Source organism: Pseudonocardia sp. HH130630-07, from assembly GCF_001698125.1.
GTDB lineage: Bacteria > Actinomycetota > Actinomycetes > Mycobacteriales > Pseudonocardiaceae > Pseudonocardia.
Window position 1 is genome coordinate 3,161,831 of the sequence record NZ_CP013854.1, and the last position, 16,074, is coordinate 3,177,904.

The 16,074-nt window shown below is 73.8% G+C and carries 18 protein-coding genes; 14 read left to right on the plus strand and 4 right to left on the minus strand.

The window, feature by feature from the left end:
- Positions 1-4: 4 nt before the first annotated feature.
- Entirely contained in the window at positions 5-916 is a 912-nt protein-coding gene (locus tag AFB00_RS15390) for an aldo/keto reductase (RefSeq protein WP_068797816.1), read from the minus strand.
- A gap of 112 nt (positions 917-1,028) precedes the next feature.
- On the opposite strand from AFB00_RS15390, the gene AFB00_RS15395 reads away from it, so the two are divergent.
- The 3 genes from AFB00_RS15395 to groL all read left to right on the plus strand — a co-directional run bounded on the left by AFB00_RS15395 (position 1,029) and on the right by groL (position 3,604).
- Positions 1,029-1,400 (plus strand): hypothetical protein, encoded by a 372-nt coding sequence (locus AFB00_RS15395; protein WP_068797817.1) that lies wholly within the window; start codon positions 1,029-1,031, stop codon positions 1,398-1,400.
- Between the two features lie 185 nt (positions 1,401-1,585).
- Positions 1,586-1,876, plus strand: a complete 291-nt coding sequence (gene groES, locus AFB00_RS15400; RefSeq protein WP_010225616.1) for a co-chaperone GroES — start codon at positions 1,586-1,588, stop codon at positions 1,874-1,876.
- Between the two features lie 105 nt (positions 1,877-1,981).
- On the plus strand, positions 1,982-3,604 hold the full coding sequence (groL, locus tag AFB00_RS15405) for a chaperonin GroEL (protein ID WP_068797818.1): 1,623 nt from the start codon (positions 1,982-1,984) through the stop codon (positions 3,602-3,604).
- A 102-nt stretch (positions 3,605-3,706) separates the two neighbouring features.
- Here the strand turns inward: groL and AFB00_RS15410 are convergent, their stop codons facing one another.
- Positions 3,707-4,045 carry a WhiB family transcriptional regulator gene (locus AFB00_RS15410; RefSeq protein WP_068797819.1) on the minus strand — a complete coding sequence of 113 codons (339 nt, stop codon included), beginning with the start codon at positions 4,043-4,045 and terminating at the stop codon, positions 3,707-3,709.
- A gap of 132 nt (positions 4,046-4,177) precedes the next feature.
- Between AFB00_RS15410 and AFB00_RS15415 the strand changes: the two genes are divergently transcribed.
- The 4 genes from AFB00_RS15415 to AFB00_RS15430 all read left to right on the plus strand — a co-directional run bounded on the left by AFB00_RS15415 (position 4,178) and on the right by AFB00_RS15430 (position 8,300).
- On the plus strand, positions 4,178-5,113 hold the full coding sequence (locus AFB00_RS15415) for a hypothetical protein (protein ID WP_068797820.1): 936 nt from the start codon (positions 4,178-4,180) through the stop codon (positions 5,111-5,113).
- 167 nt (positions 5,114-5,280) lie between these two features.
- Entirely contained in the window at positions 5,281-5,877 is a 597-nt protein-coding gene (locus tag AFB00_RS15420; protein ID WP_010225624.1) for a response regulator transcription factor, read from the plus strand.
- A 670-nt stretch (positions 5,878-6,547) separates the two neighbouring features.
- Positions 6,548-7,123 (plus strand): sigma-70 family RNA polymerase sigma factor, encoded by a 576-nt coding sequence (locus tag AFB00_RS15425; protein WP_068797821.1) that lies wholly within the window; start codon positions 6,548-6,550, stop codon positions 7,121-7,123.
- Complete coding sequence (locus tag AFB00_RS15430; protein WP_068797822.1) at positions 7,116-8,300, plus strand: anti-sigma-D factor RsdA; 1,185 nt, start codon at positions 7,116-7,118, stop codon at positions 8,298-8,300. The genes AFB00_RS15425 and AFB00_RS15430 overlap by 8 nt, the downstream gene beginning before the upstream one ends.
- 79 nt (positions 8,301-8,379) lie before the next feature.
- On the opposite strand, the gene AFB00_RS15435 is transcribed toward AFB00_RS15430, so the two are convergent.
- Positions 8,380-8,796, minus strand: a complete 417-nt coding sequence (locus tag AFB00_RS15435) for a DUF5319 domain-containing protein (RefSeq protein ID WP_083276046.1) — start codon at positions 8,794-8,796, stop codon at positions 8,380-8,382.
- Between the two features lie 123 nt (positions 8,797-8,919).
- On the opposite strand from AFB00_RS15435, the gene guaB reads away from it, so the two are divergent.
- The 4 genes from guaB (at position 8,920) to AFB00_RS15455 (ending at position 12,273) form a co-directional block, all read left to right on the plus strand.
- Positions 8,920-10,431: an IMP dehydrogenase gene (guaB, locus tag AFB00_RS15440; protein ID WP_068797824.1), complete on the plus strand. Its 1,512-nt coding sequence runs from the start codon at positions 8,920-8,922 to the stop codon at positions 10,429-10,431.
- 27 nt (positions 10,432-10,458) lie between these two features.
- The gene (locus AFB00_RS15445) at positions 10,459-10,665 is read left to right on the plus strand and encodes a ribbon-helix-helix protein, CopG family (protein WP_083275551.1); all 207 of its coding nucleotides are present in this window, start codon (positions 10,459-10,461) and stop codon (positions 10,663-10,665) included.
- Entirely contained in the window at positions 10,662-11,051 is a 390-nt protein-coding gene (locus AFB00_RS15450; RefSeq protein WP_068797825.1) for a type II toxin-antitoxin system death-on-curing family toxin, read from the plus strand. Before AFB00_RS15445 ends, AFB00_RS15450 begins: the two co-directional genes overlap by 4 nt.
- Before the next feature lie 97 nt (positions 11,052-11,148).
- Positions 11,149-12,273, plus strand: a complete 1,125-nt coding sequence (locus AFB00_RS15455) for a GuaB3 family IMP dehydrogenase-related protein (RefSeq protein WP_068797826.1) — start codon at positions 11,149-11,151, stop codon at positions 12,271-12,273.
- On the opposite strand, the gene AFB00_RS15460 is transcribed toward AFB00_RS15455, so the two are convergent.
- The gene (locus AFB00_RS15460) at positions 12,270-12,773 is read right to left on the minus strand and encodes an FBP domain-containing protein (RefSeq protein ID WP_083276047.1); all 504 of its coding nucleotides are present in this window, start codon (positions 12,771-12,773) and stop codon (positions 12,270-12,272) included. The genes AFB00_RS15455 and AFB00_RS15460 overlap by 4 nt on opposite strands.
- A gap of 108 nt (positions 12,774-12,881) precedes the next feature.
- On the opposite strand from AFB00_RS15460, the gene AFB00_RS15465 reads away from it, so the two are divergent.
- The 3 genes from AFB00_RS15465 (at position 12,882) to guaA (ending at position 15,965) form a co-directional block, all read left to right on the plus strand.
- On the plus strand, positions 12,882-13,316 hold the full coding sequence (locus AFB00_RS15465; protein ID WP_156819550.1) for a hypothetical protein: 435 nt from the start codon (positions 12,882-12,884) through the stop codon (positions 13,314-13,316).
- Positions 13,317-13,503: 187 nt separating this feature from the next.
- Positions 13,504-14,256: a TetR/AcrR family transcriptional regulator gene (locus AFB00_RS15470; protein ID WP_231973944.1), complete on the plus strand. Its 753-nt coding sequence runs from the start codon at positions 13,504-13,506 to the stop codon at positions 14,254-14,256.
- A gap of 158 nt (positions 14,257-14,414) precedes the next feature.
- Positions 14,415-15,965: a glutamine-hydrolyzing GMP synthase gene (gene guaA / locus AFB00_RS15475; RefSeq protein ID WP_068797829.1), complete on the plus strand. Its 1,551-nt coding sequence runs from the start codon at positions 14,415-14,417 to the stop codon at positions 15,963-15,965.
- Positions 15,966-16,074 lie beyond the last annotated feature (109 nt).

The following is a 16,074-nucleotide window of genomic DNA, read 5'->3' on the forward strand; positions in this document are numbered from 1 at the left end:
GGGATCAGGTCGTCGCGGACAGGTAGGACAGCAGGCGCAGCTCGTCGTCGGTCAGCTGCAGCGTCAGCATCGGCAGGAGCCCGGCCAGCTGTCCGGTGCTGCGGGCGCTCGCGATCGGTGCGGTGACGCCGGGCTGCGCGGCCAGCCAGGCCAGCGCGACGGCCGGGACCGGCACCTCGTGCCCGGCGGCGATCTCGTCCAGCCCGGCCAGCACCGCGCGGCCGCGCGAGTCCAGGTAGGCCGCCGCCCCCTCGGCGCGCGGGCCGTCGGGCACCGGGGAGTCCGGCCGGTACTTGCCGGTCAGGAAGCCTCTGGCCAGCCCGTAGTACGGGTACAGCGCCAGCCCCTCCGAGACCGCGAGCGGCGCGAGTGCGGCCTCGACGTCGTCGCGCTCCATGAGGTTGTAGTGCGGCTGGATCGCGGTGAACGCGGTGAGCCCGTCGCGCGCGGAGATCTCCAGCGCCGAGCGGAGCCGGTCGACGCCGAGGTTCGAGGCCCCGGTCTCGCGGACCAGGCCCTCCCGGACCAGCGCGTCGAGGGCGTCGAGGGTCTCCTCCTGCGCGGTGTCCGGGTCGTCGCGGTGGATGTAGTAGAGGTCGATCCGGTCGGTGCCCAGGCGGCGCAGCGAGTCCCGGGCCGCGGCCGCGACGTTCGCCGCCCCGAGCCCGGGGCGCTCCGGCCAGGAGCCGACCTTCGTGGCGAGGTGCAGCCGGTCCCGGTTGCCGCGGGCGGCCATCCACTCGCCGAGGATCGTCTCCGACTCGCCGCCGAAGTTGCCGGGGGCGCGCCACGTGTAGGAGTCGGCGGTGTCGATCCGGGTCCCGCCGGCGGCGACGAACGCGTCGAGGACGGCGAAGGACGACTCCCGGTCCGCGGTCCAGCCGAACACGTTCGCCCCGAGTACCAGGTCAGTCACCCCCGGGACGCTACCGGCCCGCCCGGCGCACCCACGTCCGGCGCGGGGCGGCGGGTGACCCGCCGGGCTCCGCGAGGATTGCCGCACCGCGTCCGCGGGTAGGCCGGACGCGATGCTCCCCGTCACCCCCGGACGTCCGGCCCTGCCGTGCGCGATCCTGCTGTGGGACGCCGCCGAGGTGGCCGACCCGCCCGCCGAGCCGTGCTGCCTGCGCACGACCGCCGAGGGGGACCGGATGGTGGTCTACCGGACGGGGCCCGGCGGCGGGGTCGTGGCACTGGCGGACGCGCTCGCCGGCGCCCGTGCCCGCCCCGCCGGCGGCTGGTGGGCGCCGGTCGTCGTGCACCCGATCGCGAACCCGGTGCCGCGGCCGGAGCTGCTCGCCGACCCGGTGCTGGCCCCGGTCTTCCGGCACCTGCGGGGGCGCCGCCGGATCCCGGTCGCGGCCGCCGAGCGGATCATCGAGCTCGCCGGGCCCCGGTAACCACCGGAAGCGGTTGAGCCCCCGCCGTGCTTCTGGCACTCTCGTGAGTAGAGTGCCAATGCGCGCGACGCACGCCACCCGTCCCGGCACCCGCGACGGCGGGACGGAGGGCGTCACCCGCGCGCTGCTGACACCGGACAAGAACCGTGATACCGGATTCACCCCAGGAAGGGGAGATCATCGTCGTGGCGAACATCAAGCCGCTCGAGGACAAGATCGTCGTCCAGGCCAGCGAGGCGGAGACCACCACCGCCTCCGGCATCGTGATCCCGGACACCGCCAAGGAGAAGCCCCAGGAGGGCAAGGTCCTGGCCGTGGGCCCGGGTCGCGTCGACGACAACGGGAACCGCGTCCCGCTCGACGTCGCGGTCGGCGACGTCGTCATCTACTCGAAGTACGGCGGCACCGAGGTCAAGTACAACGGCGAGGAGTACCTGATCCTCTCCGCCCGCGACGTGCTGGCCGTCGTCAACTGACGTTCGAGCACCTCGTGAGCGCACCGCCCCGGGCGGACCACCGGACGGTGGTCCACACCGGGGCGGTCGCTTTTCTCCCCACGACGAGCAGTTGAGAGAGGACAGATGGCGAAGCAGATCAGCTTCGACGAGGACACCCGTCGCGCGCTCGAGCGCGGCGTGAACCAGCTCGCCGACGCGGTGAAGGTGACGCTCGGCCCGCGCGGCCGGCACGTCGTCATCGACAAGAAGTTCGGCGGTCCGACCGTCACCAACGACGGCGTGACCATCGCCCGCGAGGTCGACCTCGAGGACCCGTACGAGAACCTCGGGGCCCAGCTGGCGAAGACCGTCGCGACCAAGACCAACGACGTCGCGGGTGACGGCACCACCACCGCCACCGTGCTCGCCCAGGCCCTGGTCAAGGAGGGGCTGCGCAACGTCGCCGCCGGAGCCGGCCCGGCCGCGCTCGGGCAGGGCATCGAGGCCGCCGCCAAGAAGGTCTCCGAGGTGCTGCTGGCGAAGGCCACCCCGGTCGACGGCAAGGAGCACATCGCGCAGATCGGCGCGATCGCCTCCCGCGAGCAGGAGATCGGTGACCTGATCGCCCAGGCGATCGACACCGTCGGCAAGGACGGCGTGATCACGGTCGAGGAGGGCTCCACCCTCGCGACCGAGCTGGAGATCACCGAGGGCCTGCAGTTCGACAAGGGCTACCTGTCGCCGTACTTCGTCACCGACTCCGAGTCGATGGAGGCCGTGCTCGAGGACGCCTACGTCCTGCTGCACCGGGACAAGATCGGTTCGATCCAGGACCTGCTCCCGCTGCTGGAGAAGGTGCTCGGCGAGGGCCGGCCGCTGCTGATCATCGCCGAGGACGTCGAGGGCGAGGCGCTGTCCACCCTGGTCGTCAACTCGATCCGCAAGACCGTCAAGGTCGCCGCGGTGAAGTCGCCGTTCTTCGGTGACCGGCGCAAGGCGTTCATGGACGACCTCGCGGTCGCCACCGGCGGCCAGGTCATCAACCCCGAGGTCGGCCTGAAGCTGAACGAGGCCGGGCTGGAGCTGCTCGGCCGGGCCCGCCGGGTCGTCGTCACCAAGGACGACACCACGATCGTCGAGGGCGGCGGCGCCAAGGCCGACGTCGAGAGCCGCGTCGCGCAGCTCAAGCGCGAGATCGAGGACTCGGACTCCGACTGGGACCGCGAGAAGCTGCAGGAGCGGCTGGCGAAGCTGTCCGGCGGCGTCGCGGTCATCAAGGCCGGTGCGGCGACCGAGACCGCGCTCAAGGAGCGCAAGCACCGCATCGAGGACGCCGTCGCGGCCACCCGCGCCGGTCTCGAGGAGGGCATGGTCCCGGGCGGCGGCTCGTCGCTGGTGCACGCCGCGGCCGAGCTGGACGGTGGCCTCGGGCTGACCGGTGACGCCGCGACCGGCGTCGCGATCGTCCGCAAGGCGCTGTCCGCACCGCTGTTCTGGATCGCCGAGAACGGCGGCGACGAGGGCGCCATCGTGGTCTCCCGGGTCGCCGAGAAGGGCTGGGGCACCGGGTACAACTCGGCCACCCGCAGCTACGGCGACCTGGCGGCCGACGGCGTCATCGACCCGGTCAAGGTGACCCGGTCGGCCGTCGAGAACGCCGCGTCCATCGCGCGCATGGTGCTGACCACCGAGAGCGCCGTCGTGGACAAGCCGGAGCAGGAGCCCGCTCCCGCCGCCGGTGGCCACGGCCACGGGCACGGGCACTGAGTTCCGACCCGCACGACGAACGGCGGGCGGCCCCACTGGGGCCGCCCGCCGTTCGTGTGTCGCAGGGGTGCGGTGTCGCGCCGAGGTCCCCGCCGGGAAGGGTCAGACGATGTCGAGCTTCTCCACCGGCAGCACCGGCGCGTCGCCGGAGACCTTCAGGGTGCGGCGCGGGCCGCGGATGATCGTGTCGCGTTCGGACTCGGACAGACCGCCCCAGATCCCGTACGGCTCGTGCACGGCGAGCGCGTGCTCGCGGCACTGCCGCACGACCGGGCAGTCGTTGCACACCTGCTTGGCGCGGGCCTCACGGCGGACCCTGGCCGGGCCGCGCTCTCCCTCGGGGTGGAAGAAGAAGGCGCTGTCCATGCCGCGGCAGGCGCCCTCCATCTGCCAGTCGTAGATGTCGGAGACCGGGCCGGGAAGCCGCCGGATGTCCGCCATGTTCGTCTCCTGCCGTCGACCTCGGGCTTGACTCCGACCAGATTCCCGGGCTTCGGCGTGCGCAAACCTGATTCGAGGTGAACGATCGTGCACGTCCGGAAACCGGATCCGGTACCTGGCTCGTCACCCCGGGTGATCGAGCTGCTCAGTGGTGCCGCGACGACCGCGGCCGCGTTCCGGGCCGCCCGTTCCCCCGATGCGCCGACGCGCTGGGCCGCCGCGGTCGCGCTCGGCGGCACCGGGCACTACGCGGCGGCCGCCGCGGTGCTGGACCGGCTGCGCCGGGACCCCGGCGTCGGCCCGGCCGTGCGGGCGCACGCCGGCGTCACCCGCGCATCGCACCTGCGCCAGCTCGGCGGGCACCGGCTCGCCGAGCCGCTCGACGCGGCGGCCCTGGCCCTGGCCCGGCCGGTCGCCGGGGACCGCGGGCAGCCGTGGGGGACCGGGGCGACGGCGGCCGTCGGGGACGCGCTGACCGGGCTCGCGGCGGACGCCGTCGGCCGGGCCGACGCCCGCACCGCCGCGGCCCTGCTGGCCCGGGCCGAGCCGTGGTGCGGTCCCGCCGGGACCCGGTGCCGGATCCGGTACGACTGGGTCGCCGCGGAGACCGCGCTGGTCGCCGGGGACCCGGCCGGGGCGCTCGCCGCGGCGGACGCGGCCGTGGCCGGCGCCGTCGCGCTCGGGTCGGCGCGGCACCTGCTCAAGAGCGGGCTGGTGCGCGCGGTGTCCGCCGGGGTCGCCGGGGCCGACCCCGGCACCGTGCTCGCGGAGCTGGACGCCGTCGCGCTCGCCGCGCTCGGGTCCGCACTCCCGCTGCACCGGCCGGCGCTGCTCGCGGCGGCCGATCTGGCGCGCCGCCACGGATGGAGCAGACCGGTACCCCCTGGCGCCCGAGTGCGACACGCCGGATCGTCACGGTTCGATACGCGCAGTCGCCGAACGGATGCGGAGGGTCGCCGACATGCAGGATTGCACACGGTGAGCGTCCTCTATACGCGAAGTGACGGCATCGGCCGGGACCTGCTGCGGGACTCGCGCCCGCAGACACGTCCGGACGATGTACCGTGACCACTACTCCATTCGGCGACTCTTCACCCACATGACGCTGAGCAGGTGGGCCAAAGTTCCGAACGGAGGGCACAAAATCGCCCCGACCGTGTCAAGGTGAGAGGGTCACCCGCCGATTCGGAGGGTGAATATCACCCGGCTGCAGGAAGCTGCAGGAAGGAATCGTCGTGACGACGGTACTCATCTGCGACGATCGTCGCAGCGTCCGCGAGGGTCTGACCCGAGTCATGTCCGCGGTCCCCGGGGTCCAGCGCATCGACTGCGTCGCCCACGGGGACGAGCTGCTCGCTCGCTACGCCCGCCAGTCCGTCGACGTGGTCCTGGTCGGGACCCAGCGTGCGGTGCCGACCGGAGTCGAGGCGACCCGTCGCCTGGTCGCGGCGCATCCGCAGGCGAACGTCATCGTCTTCGGTGCCCCGGACGACGCCGGCAGCATCGCCGCCGCCATCGCCGGCGGGGCACGTGGCTACCTGCGCTGGGACGCCTCGCGTCCCGAGCTGGTGGCCGCGCTCGCGCACACCCTGGCCAGCACCTCGGTGCCGACCCCGCGGGTGCCGACCGACCCCGGTGTCCAGCTCACCGAGCGGGAGCTCCAGGTCCTGCGCGGGATGAGCCAGGGCAAGAGCAACGGCCAGATCGGGCGCGAGCTCTACCTGTCCGAGGACACCGTCAAGACCCACGCCCGGCGGTTGTTCCGCAAGCTGGGCGTCCGGGACCGGGCGCAGGCCGTCGCCCACGGTTTCCGGCGCGGCCTGGTCTCCTGAGGCCACCTGCCGCGGGTCGTGCACCGCACGGTGCGCGGCGGTAGATCGCCCACCCGGTCCCGGCGTCGCGCCGGGTGACTCCCCGGGCCGGACCGTCCCCCGCGGTCCCGGCCCCGGCGGTGCCCGGTACCGGTGCCGCCCGTCCGGAAGCGGTCGCGGACGCCCGCGGGCGTCCCCCACTCGGGTACGGCACCAACGGGCGGCCCCGTTGCCCCGATCCCCTTCGTGGCGCCGAACGGTTGCCCGGGAACCGGGAACAACGCCCTCCTGTCACTCCTGTCACTCCCGTCCCTCCTGTCTCGACGGCCCCGATCGTCACTGAGGCCCCTCGGAACCCTTCGCGTCACCGGCGCCGAAGCGGACGAGACCCGCGCCGGGCGGTCGACGATCGGTCGCCCACCAGCGACGATCTTCGCCGGCGCCGGACGGTGCGCTCTCGGGGCGCCTCGGCGACCGTCGGCCGACCGTGGTCGTCTGGTGACCGCGCGTACCCGACACGCCGGCAACCCGACACCCCGCACGATCGTCGGACTCGGCATGGAGCAACTCCCGCGGGCACGTGCCGCTCGGATACGGTGGACGCGCTGTGCCTCCACCTGCCGCGACGTGGGTTGCCTCCACGATCGGATGACACTGACGGAGCCTCGTAACGCCTGGGCGGTTCCCCACGATGAGTGAATCAAGAGACGTACCCGACGAGTGGATCCAAGCCGCGATGGCCGGCGACCGATCCGCGGTCGAGCGCGTTCTCACCGTGGTCCGGCCCCTCGTCGTGCGCTACTGCCGCGCCCGGCTGGGGACCGACAGGGGATCCGTCTCGGCGGACGACGTCGCCCAGGAGGTGTGTGTGGCCGTACTCACGGCGTTGCCCGGTTACCGGGTACAGGGCCGCCCGTTCCTGGCGTTCGTCTACGGGATCGCGTCGCACAAGGTGATCGACGCGCACCGGGCGGCGTCCCGCAACCGGTCCGAGCCCGTCGCCGACGTGCCGGACCGGATCGAGGTGTCCGAGGGCCCCGAGGCCCGGGCGCTGCAGGTCGAGCTGTCCGAGGAGATGTCCAGGCTGCTGGAGGTCCTCCCGGAGAAACATCGGGAGATCATCGTGTTGCAGGTGGTCGTGGGGCTGTCGGCGGAGGAGACCGCGGCGGCCGTCGGCTCCACTCCGGGCGCCGTCCGGGTGGCACAGCACCGGGCGCTCACCCGGCTGCGGAAAATCATGAGTGAGGAGGTGGTCCGGGATGCGTGACCAGGGTCCGTACGGTCCGGGCTTCCCCCCACCGTCCGGCGACGGCCGCGACCCCGGCCGGGCGCCGGTGTCGCGCGGCCCGTTCGGCGTGCCCCGGCCCCCCGGCGGCCCCGAGCGTCCGCCGGTGCGCAACGGGCACACGTCGCCGTCGGCGGTCGGTCGTCCGTTCGAGCCGGCCCCGGCCGACGACGACGGCCCGGTCGACCTGGTCGAGCTGCAGGCCGACGACGAGCTGATCAACGCGCTCTCGTCCGGCCTCGGCGTGTCCGGGCCCGGCAACCGCGGTTACGACGTCGACGACCGTCTGGTGGCGCTGCTCTCGTCCTGGAAGGACGACGTCGAGCGGCAGCCGGTGCCCGACCTCGTCGACACCGACGACGCCGTCGCGATGCTGCAGCCCGCACGGCCGGTGCGGAAGGTGTCGTTCCTGCGCCCGCTGCTGGCCGCGGCCGCGGTCGCGGCGTGTGCGCTGGCCGTCGTCTCGATCAGCGCCTACGAGGCGCAGCCGGGCGACAGCCTGTGGAGCGTCAGCCGCGTGCTCTACAGCGAGCGTGCCGAGCAGGTGCAGGCCGCGGCGGACCTGCGCGAGGGCATCGAGCGGGTCAACGCGAAGCTCGCCACCGGTGACACCGCGGGCGCCCGGCTGGACCTGGTCGCGCTGGAGCCGCTGCTGCGCCAGACCGATCCGCAGCAGCGCGACGACTTCGAGCAGCAGAACCGGTTCCTGACCAAGAAGGTCGACGAGACCCCGCCGGGCACGCCGATCGATCCCCGGTCGCCGCTGCGCGACGGCACCCCGGCCCCGCCGCCCCCGGTGACCTCCGAGGGCCGTCCGGACGAGGGGCGCACCGAGCCGCGTCCCAGCCCGGCGGAGTCGGGTACCTCGACCTCCGGTGGCGAGTCCTCCAGCGGGACCACGAGGCCCGAGGGCACGTCCCCGAGCCGCAACGACCCGCGGATGCTGTCCGATCCCGGGGCCGGCGAGGGTTCCGAGGACCCGAGGACGGGCACCACCCGCCCGACCGAGACCTCGCCGACCACCGAGGGGTCCCCGGACCCGAGCACCACCCCGGCCACCCCGGCCACGCCGACGGCGTCCGGTGAGGGCGGCGCCGACGAGTCGGCCGGGCCGACGTCGTCGACCACGTCCGGCGCGGTCTCCAGCACGACGAACTGACGCAGCACGGCGAAGGCCCCGGAGGACACGTCCCCCGGGGCCTTCGCCGTGTTCCTCGTCGTGGTCTGAGCCGTGCGGGTCAGTGCCCGCCGTCGGCCAGCGTCGCGTCGGCGAAACCGCGGCAGTACTCCCAGGTGACGTAGTGCGCCGGGTCCGGGTCGTAGGCCGGCTCGTGCGGGCGCATCCGGCCCTCGTCGAGCAGCTGCTGCAGGCTGGCGCGCAACAGGTTCCACTCGTGGAAGTGCTGCTCGCCGCAGTCCGTGCAGTCGACGACGATGCCGCGGACGCCACGGCCGGACAGCAGCGCCTGGTAGACGGCGAGATCCGCGAGATCGGCCAGGATCTCGCCACGGTCGGTCTCGGTCAGTGGGGGAGCGTCGGGGTCACCGGAGTCCGCCCAGCCGTCGTGCCGGTGCTCGTCGAGCGCCTCCAGCGAGCGCGCGGGGTCATCCGGGTCTCCGGCGAACGGGTCCGGTGGCAGCGCCTCTGGTGACACGGCGTACACGGTACCCGGGCGGGGGGTCGGGCCCCGGCCCACCCCGCGGCGGTGGACGTAGGATGACGGCCTGCGGCGAGCGCCCGCCGCGACAGCCGCAACGCAAGGGGAGCCCCGGTAGAGATGACGAGCGACATCGGCGGCCTGCCGGACAAGTTCGCGATGCTCGGACTGACCTTCGACGACGTACTGCTCCTGCCCGCGGAGTCCGACGTGATTCCCAGCTCGGCCGACACCTCCAGCCAGGTGACCCGCCGGGTGCGGGTCCAGGTGCCGCTCGTGTCGTCCCCGATGGACACCGTGACCGAGTCCCGGATGGCCATCGCGATGGCCCGTGCCGGCGGACTCGGGGTACTGCACCGCAATCTCTCCCCGGAGGCCCAGGCGGCCCAGGTCGAGGTGGTCAAGCGGTCCGAGGCCGGGATGGTGACCGACCCGGTGACCTGCGCGCCGGACGCGTCGCTCGCCGACGTGGACGCGCTGTGCGCCAAGTTCCGGATCTCCGGCGTCCCGGTGACCGACGAGTCCGGCCGGCTGATCGGGATCATCACCAACCGTGACATGCGGTACGAGATCGACACCGACCGTCCGGTCTCCGAGGTCATGACCCGGGCCCCGCTGGTGACGGCGAAGGCCGGCGTGACCGCGGAGGCGGCGCTGGGGCTGCTGCGCCGGCACAAGCTGGAGAAGCTGCCGATCGTCGACGGCGACGGCGTGCTGCGCGGCCTCATCACGATCAAGGACTTCAACAAGACCGAGCAGTACCCGCTCGCCACCAAGGACCCGGACGGGCGCCTCGTCGTCGCGGCCGCGGTCGGCGTCGGGGACGACGCGTACGCCCGGTCGATGGCGCTGGTCGAGGCCGGGGTCGACGTCCTCATGGTGGACACCGCGCACGGCCACTCCCGCCGGGTGCTGGAGACCGTCGCGAAGCTGCGCGCCGAGGCCGGTGACCAGGTCGACGTCGTCGGCGGGAACGTCGCCACCTACGAGGGTGCCCGGGCGCTGGTCGAGGCCGGCGCGGACGCGGTGAAGGTCGGCGTCGGCCCGGGCTCGATCTGCACCACGCGGGTGGTGGCCGGGGTCGGCGCCCCGCAGATCACCGCGATCTACGAGGCGACCAGGGCGTGCGCCCCGGCCGGTGTCCCGGTGATCGGCGACGGCGGCATCCAGTACTCCGGCGACGTCGCGAAGGCCATCGCGGCCGGCGCGTCCACCGTGATGCTGGGCTCGCTGCTGGCCGGCACCGCGGAGTCGCCGGGCGAGGTCGTGCTGGTCGGCGGCAAGCAGTTCAAGACCTACCGCGGCATGGGGTCGCTCGGTGCGATGCAGGGCCGCGCCGGTGCGTCCGGGCGCTCCTACTCCAAGGACCGCTACGCCCAGGACGACGTGCTGAGCGAGGACAAGCTGGTCCCGGAGGGCATCGAGGGGCGGATCCCGTTCCGCGGGCCGCTGTCGTCGGTGGTGCACCAGCTCGGTGGCGGGCTCCGCTCGGGCATGGGCTACGTCGGGGCGCAGACGATCGCCGAGCTGCAGCAGGCCCGGCTGGTCCGGATCACCGCGGCCGGGCTGAAGGAGAGCCACCCGCACGACATCACGATGACGGTGGAGGCGCCGAACTACGCCGCCCGGTAACCGGTACCAGTTCGGTACCATCGCGGCATGGCGATGAACGTGCGCTTCTCGGACGACGAGACCGAGCAGCTCCGTGACCGGGCCCGGATCGAGGGTCGCTCGATGGGCGAGGTCACGCGGGCCGCGGTCCGGGAGTACCTGGAGCGGCGCGGTCATCACGACCGCGTGGCCGACGTACTGGCGGAGCTGGCCCCACGTCGCGGTGACCTGCTCCGCCGGCTGGGCGAGGCGTGACCGAGTACCTCACGCTCGACTCCCTCCTCCAAGTCGCTGAGGCCGCGATCGACGGCGACGTCCAGGTCCGTGACTACGGGCTCCTGGAGTCTGCTGTCGCCCGGCCGCGGGCCACGGTGTTCGGTGCCGACGCGTACCCGACCCTCGCGGAGAAGGCCGCCGCGCTCCTGGAGTCCCTGGTGCGCAACCACGCGCTGGTCGACGGGAACAAGCGGCTCGGCTGGCTGGCGACGGAGACCTTCCTCGCGCTCAACGGGGTGCGCGTGGACGCGGACGACGACCCGATCTTCGACCTGGTCGTCGGGGTGGCCGAGGGGCGGTTTCCTGGGGTACCGGAGCTGGCAGCCGCCCTCACCGGACTTCTCGGCCCGCCGGTGGCCCGGTAGCGCCCGGCCTGCCGTCGGGTGCCCGATCCCGCCCGTTCCGGCGCCCACATCCCGGGTCCGAACAGCGCTGCCGGACCCACCGCCTAGGCTGTGCGGCGTGCGTGACCTCGTGGAGATCGGGATGGGCCGGGAGGCCCGTCGTGCGTACGACCTCGACCAGATCGAGATCGTGCCGTCGCGGCGGACCCGCAGCTCGAAGGCGGTGTCGACGGCGTGGCAGATGGACGCCTACCGGTTCGACATCCCGCTGGTGACCCACCCGACCGACGCGGTGGTCTCGCCGTCGTCGGCGGCGCGGGTGGCCGAGCTGGGCGGCCTGGCGGTGCTGAACGCCGAGGGCCTGTGGGCCCGGCACGGTGACGCCGACGGCGCGCTGGCCCGGGTGGTCGAGGCCGCCACCGGCGACGAGCCGGACTCCGCGGTGGCCGTGCTGCAGGAGCTGCACCAGGCCCCGATCCGCGAGGACCTGATCGTCGAGGCGCTGCGCCCGCTGCGCGAGTCCGGGCACACCGTCGCCGCGCGGGTCAGCCCGCAGCGCGCCCGTGAGCTCACTCCGGCGCTGCTGGCCGCCGGTGTGGAGGTGCTCGTGGTGCAGGGGACGATCGTCTCCGCCGAGCACGTCTCCGACGACGAGCCGCTCAACCTCAAGGACTTCATCGCCGACCTGGACGTCCCGGTCGTCGCCGGTGGTGTCGGGGACTACCGCACGGCGCTGCACCTGATGCGGACCGGCGCGGCCGGCGTCATCGTCGGGTACGGCCAGTCCACCTCGACGACGACCGACGAGGTCCTCGGCGTCGGCGTGCCGATGGCCACGGCGATCGTCGACTCCGCCGCGGCCCGCCGGGACTACCTCGACGAGACCGGTGGCCGGTACGTGCACGTGATCGCCGACGGCGGCATCGGCACGTCCGGCGACATCGCCAGGGCGGTGGCCTGCGGCGCCGACGCGGTGATGCTGGGCGAGCAGCTCGCCGAGGCCACCGAGTCGCCGGCCGGCGGGCTCTACTGGACGTCCTCGGCGGCGCACCCGTCGCTGCCGCGGTCGGAGATCACCGGTCTCGCCCGGTCCGGGCGGTCCCTGGAGCAGGTGCTCTTCGGCCCGACGGACAGCCCGTACGGCACGACCAACCTGTTCGGCGCGCTGCGCCGGGCGATGGCCAAGACCGGGTACTCCGACCTGAAGGAGTTCCAGCGGGTCGGGCTGAACCTGCGGGTCTAGGTGACCGGGACCTCGCCGAGCACGGCCGCGACGAACTCGGTCGCGCGCTCGCGCAGGCCGGCCCGGCGTTCGTCGACCGTCGTGCCGGGGGTCGGCTTGAGCGCCGCGGTCGCCTTCTCCACCCGGACGTGCTCGGCGCAGGCGAGGTCGGCGCAGATGTAGGTGCCGACGGTGTCGCCCTGACGCCCCTTGGCGCCGCGCCGGGCCGCCGCGAACAGGGCCACCCCGCCGACCGTGTGCGTCGTCCGGCAGAGCGCGCACATCGCCGCCGCGCGGGCCGCGCCCGACGTGGCCCGGAGCGCGACGCCGGTGACACCCCCCGGCGCCGGCACGAGCAGGACACCGCGGTCGGGGGCCTTCGGGTCCCGCCAGCCGTACACGTCGGCCAGGTGGTCGAGGTCCAGGTCACGGACCCACGGGGGCAGGATCATCCGGGTCGCCTCGCCCTTGGAGCAGTTGCTCATGGCGCGGCGGATCCGGGTCTCGGACGGACTGGTCACGTCCACCGACGGTAGGCGCGTCGCCGGTACGGGGTCCATCCGGTTTCGGGTGCGGGCCCCCGCGGGCATGATGACGGCTGTCGCACCGAGGCCGAGGAGGACCGCCGGATGAGCCGACCCACAGCCGGGGCCGCCATGGGTGGCGGGCGCGCGTTCGTCGACGCCACCGGGGCCCCGGTGCCGTTGCGCGGCCCCGTCCGGCGGGTGGTCGCCGCCGATCCGGGCGTCGGCGCGTTGCTCGTCGAGCTGGGGGCCGACGTCGTGGGGTGCGCGGGCGAGCTCGACGGCGTCGACCCGGTGGGCGAGGCCCGGGCCCCGGACCCGCAGGCGGTCGCCGCACTGCGGCCGGACGCGATCGTCACCGGCAGCGTCGCCGGGCGGCACGACCTGGCCGAGCCCGCCGTGCTGGGCCGGTTGCGGGACATCGCCCCGGTGGTGGCGGTGGACCTGCGACGACGCGCCGCGAGCGCAGCCGACCTACGCGCCTTGCTCGGCACCGTCCAGCCACCCCCACACCGCTCCCCAGGCCGCCACGAGCCCTGACCCACCCGGGGAGGACGCTCACCGATTGCGTGACCGCGCACGCGATCGGGTGCGCGCCCGCACGTCCGGCGAGCGTGCAGGGGCAGCGCCGGGCGAAGGAGGAGCGGGAGGGGATCGACGGAGCGCGGGCGTCGTGCGGCGGGTTCAGTAGGGTACGCCGTACGAAGAGGAAGTGTGAGGGTGGCCGGTGACCGAACAGCAGGAGTGGGGCACGCCCGCCGGGCAGGCCATGGTCGAGCTGCTCTGGAACCCGCCGCCGCCCCCGCGCCGCGGGCCGCGGCAGAAGCTGACCCTCGACCGGGTCGTCGCGGCGGGCATGACCGTGGCCGCCCGGTCGCTCGACGAGCTGTCGATGCGCAAGGTCGCGCAGGAACTCGGTGTCGGGGCGATGAGCCTCTACACCTACGTTCCCGGCCGGGACGAGCTGTTCGAGCTCATGATCGACCGGGCCTGGGGGGTGCGGGAACTGCCCGACCGCGCCCTCGGCTGGCGCGCGCAGGCGGAGTTCCACGCCCACGAGGCGTGGCGGATGTACCGCGAGCACCCCTGGATGATCAGCTCGAACCTGTGGCGGATGCCGCTGGGGCCACGGGTCCTCGACGTGCAGGAGGACCTCTACCGGGTGGTCTCGCTGACCGGCCTCGGGGCGCGGACCGTCGTCCACTCGGCCGGCCTGATCGAGTCCTACGTCTTCGGCGCCGCCCGCGGCGTGATCACCGACACCAGCCTGTCGGCCCGTACCGGGGAGAGTCAGGACGACTACTACGCGGCGCGGGCGGGATTCTGGGGGAGGTTCTTCACCGACGAGCGGTTCCCGACCATGCGGACGCTGTGGGACGCCGGCGGGTTCGAGGAGGACAATCCGGCGGGTGACTGGGAGTTCGGCCTGGGGCTGGTGCTGGACGGCATCGGGCGCCTGGCCGACGCGGACCGGGGCTGAGCCCGGCGACGCAGCGTCGTCGTGTGATGCCGGCCCTCGCCGCGAATGCCGGGTGCTCCCCCCGGGGCGGCCCCGGCGACCAGCCCTTCCGACGTAACCGACACGGCCTCGGCGGTACGGCCCCCGGGTGACCTCCGTCGCGTCGTTACCCTGGTCGCGTGCAGACCCCGACCGTCCTCGTCGTCGACTACGGCGCCCAGTACGCGCAGCTCATCGCCCGCCGGGTGCGCGAGGCGGACGTGTACTCCGAGATCGTCCCGTCCTCCACCCCGGTGGCCGAGATCGTCGCCCGCGAGCCCGCCGCCGTGATCCTCTCCGGCGGCCCGGCCAGCGTCTACGCCGACGGCGCCCCCGCGATCGACCCCGCGCTGTTCGACGCCGGGGTCCCGGTGTTCGGGATGTGCTACGGCTTCCAGGCGATGGCCCGCGCGCTCGGCGGCGAGGTCGCGCACGACGGCACCCGTGAGTACGGCCGCACCGAGATCGCGCTGTCGGACACCCCCGGCACGCTGCACGACGGGCTGCCCCGCACGCACCCGGTGTGGATGAGCCACGGCGACTCGGTGACCGCCGCACCCGAGGGCTTCACGGTGACGGCGTCGTCGGACCGGGTCGCGGTCGCCGCGTTCGAGAACCGCGAGCGCCGCCTCGCCGGGGTCCAGTACCACCCGGAGGTCGGGCACTCCCCGCACGGCCAGGAGGTGCTTCGCCGGTTCCTGCACGACGTCGCCGGCATCCGGCCGTCCTGGACGACGGCCTCGATCATCGACGACACCGTCGCGGCGATCCGGGCCCAGGTGGGCGACGGCCGGGCGATCTGCGGGCTGTCCGGCGGGGTCGACTCCGCCGTCGCGGCCGCTCTCGTCCAGCGCGCCATCGGGGACCGGCTGACCTGCGTGTTCGTCGACCACGGCCTGATGCGCTCCGGGGAACGCGAGCAGGTCGAGAAGGACTTCGTCGCCGCGACCGGTGCGACACTGCACGTCGCCGAGGCCGCCGACCGGTTCCTCGACGCGCTGGCCGGGGTCACCGACCCCGAGCAGAAGCGCAAGATCATCGGCCGGGAGTTCATCCGCGTCTTCGAGACGGCCACGGCCGAGGTGGTCGCCGACCACCACGTCGGTTTCCTGGTGCAGGGCACCCTCTACCCCGACGTCGTCGAGTCCGGCGGTGGCGACGGCACCGCGGTGATCAAGAGCCACCACAACGTCGGCGGGCTGCCCGACGACATCGAGTTCGACCTGGTCGAGCCGCTGCGCGCGCTGTTCAAGGACGAGGTCCGGATGGTCGGTGCCGAGCTGGGGCTGCCCGAGGTCATCGTCGCGCGCCAGCCGTTCCCCGGCCCGGGCCTGGGCATCCGGATCATCGGCGAGGTCACCCGGGACCGGCTGGAGACGCTGCGCGCCGCCGACGCCGTCGCCCGCGAGGAGCTGACCGCGGCCGGGCTCGACCACGAGATCTGGCAGTGCCCGGTGGTGCTGCTCGCCGACGTCCGCAGCGTCGGGGTCCAGGGCGACGGCCGCACCTACGGCCACCCGATCGTCCTGCGCCCGGTGTCCAGCGAGGACGCCATGACCGCGGACTGGACCCGGCTGCCCTACGACGTCGTCGAGCGGATCTCGACCCGGATCACCAACGAGGTGTCCGAGGTCAACCGGGTCGTCATCGACGTGACGAGCAAGCCGCCGGGCACCATCGAGTGGGAGTGACCCGCACACGGTGAACGGGGCGGGACCGGTCGAACCGGTCCCGCCCCGGCCTGCCCGGGCCTGCGGTTCCCGACCCCCGTCGGAGCCGCGGCCACTCGGGCGGCGCGGT

What these genes read in the sequence shown, in the direction of transcription:
- guaB (WP_068797824.1), top strand. Translation starts at nt 8,920, where the DNA reads ATGACGAGCGACATCGGCGGCCTGCCGGACAAGTTCGCGATGCTCGGA.
- groL (WP_068797818.1), top strand. Translation starts at nt 1,982, where the DNA reads ATGGCGAAGCAGATCAGCTTCGACGAGGACACCCGTCGCGCGCTCGAG.
- AFB00_RS15410 (WP_068797819.1), bottom strand. Translation starts at nt 4,045, where the DNA reads ATGGCGGACATCCGGCGGCTTCCCGGCCCGGTCTCCGACATCTACGAC.
- AFB00_RS15445 (WP_083275551.1), top strand. Translation starts at nt 10,459, where the DNA reads ATGGCGATGAACGTGCGCTTCTCGGACGACGAGACCGAGCAGCTCCGT.
- AFB00_RS15425 (WP_068797821.1), top strand. Translation starts at nt 6,548, where the DNA reads ATGAGTGAATCAAGAGACGTACCCGACGAGTGGATCCAAGCCGCGATG.
- AFB00_RS15395 (WP_068797817.1), top strand. Translation starts at nt 1,029, where the DNA reads ATGCTCCCCGTCACCCCCGGACGTCCGGCCCTGCCGTGCGCGATCCTG.
- AFB00_RS15465 (WP_156819550.1), top strand. Translation starts at nt 12,882, where the DNA reads ATGAGCCGACCCACAGCCGGGGCCGCCATGGGTGGCGGGCGCGCGTTC.
- AFB00_RS15430 (WP_068797822.1), top strand. Translation starts at nt 7,116, where the DNA reads ATGCGTGACCAGGGTCCGTACGGTCCGGGCTTCCCCCCACCGTCCGGC.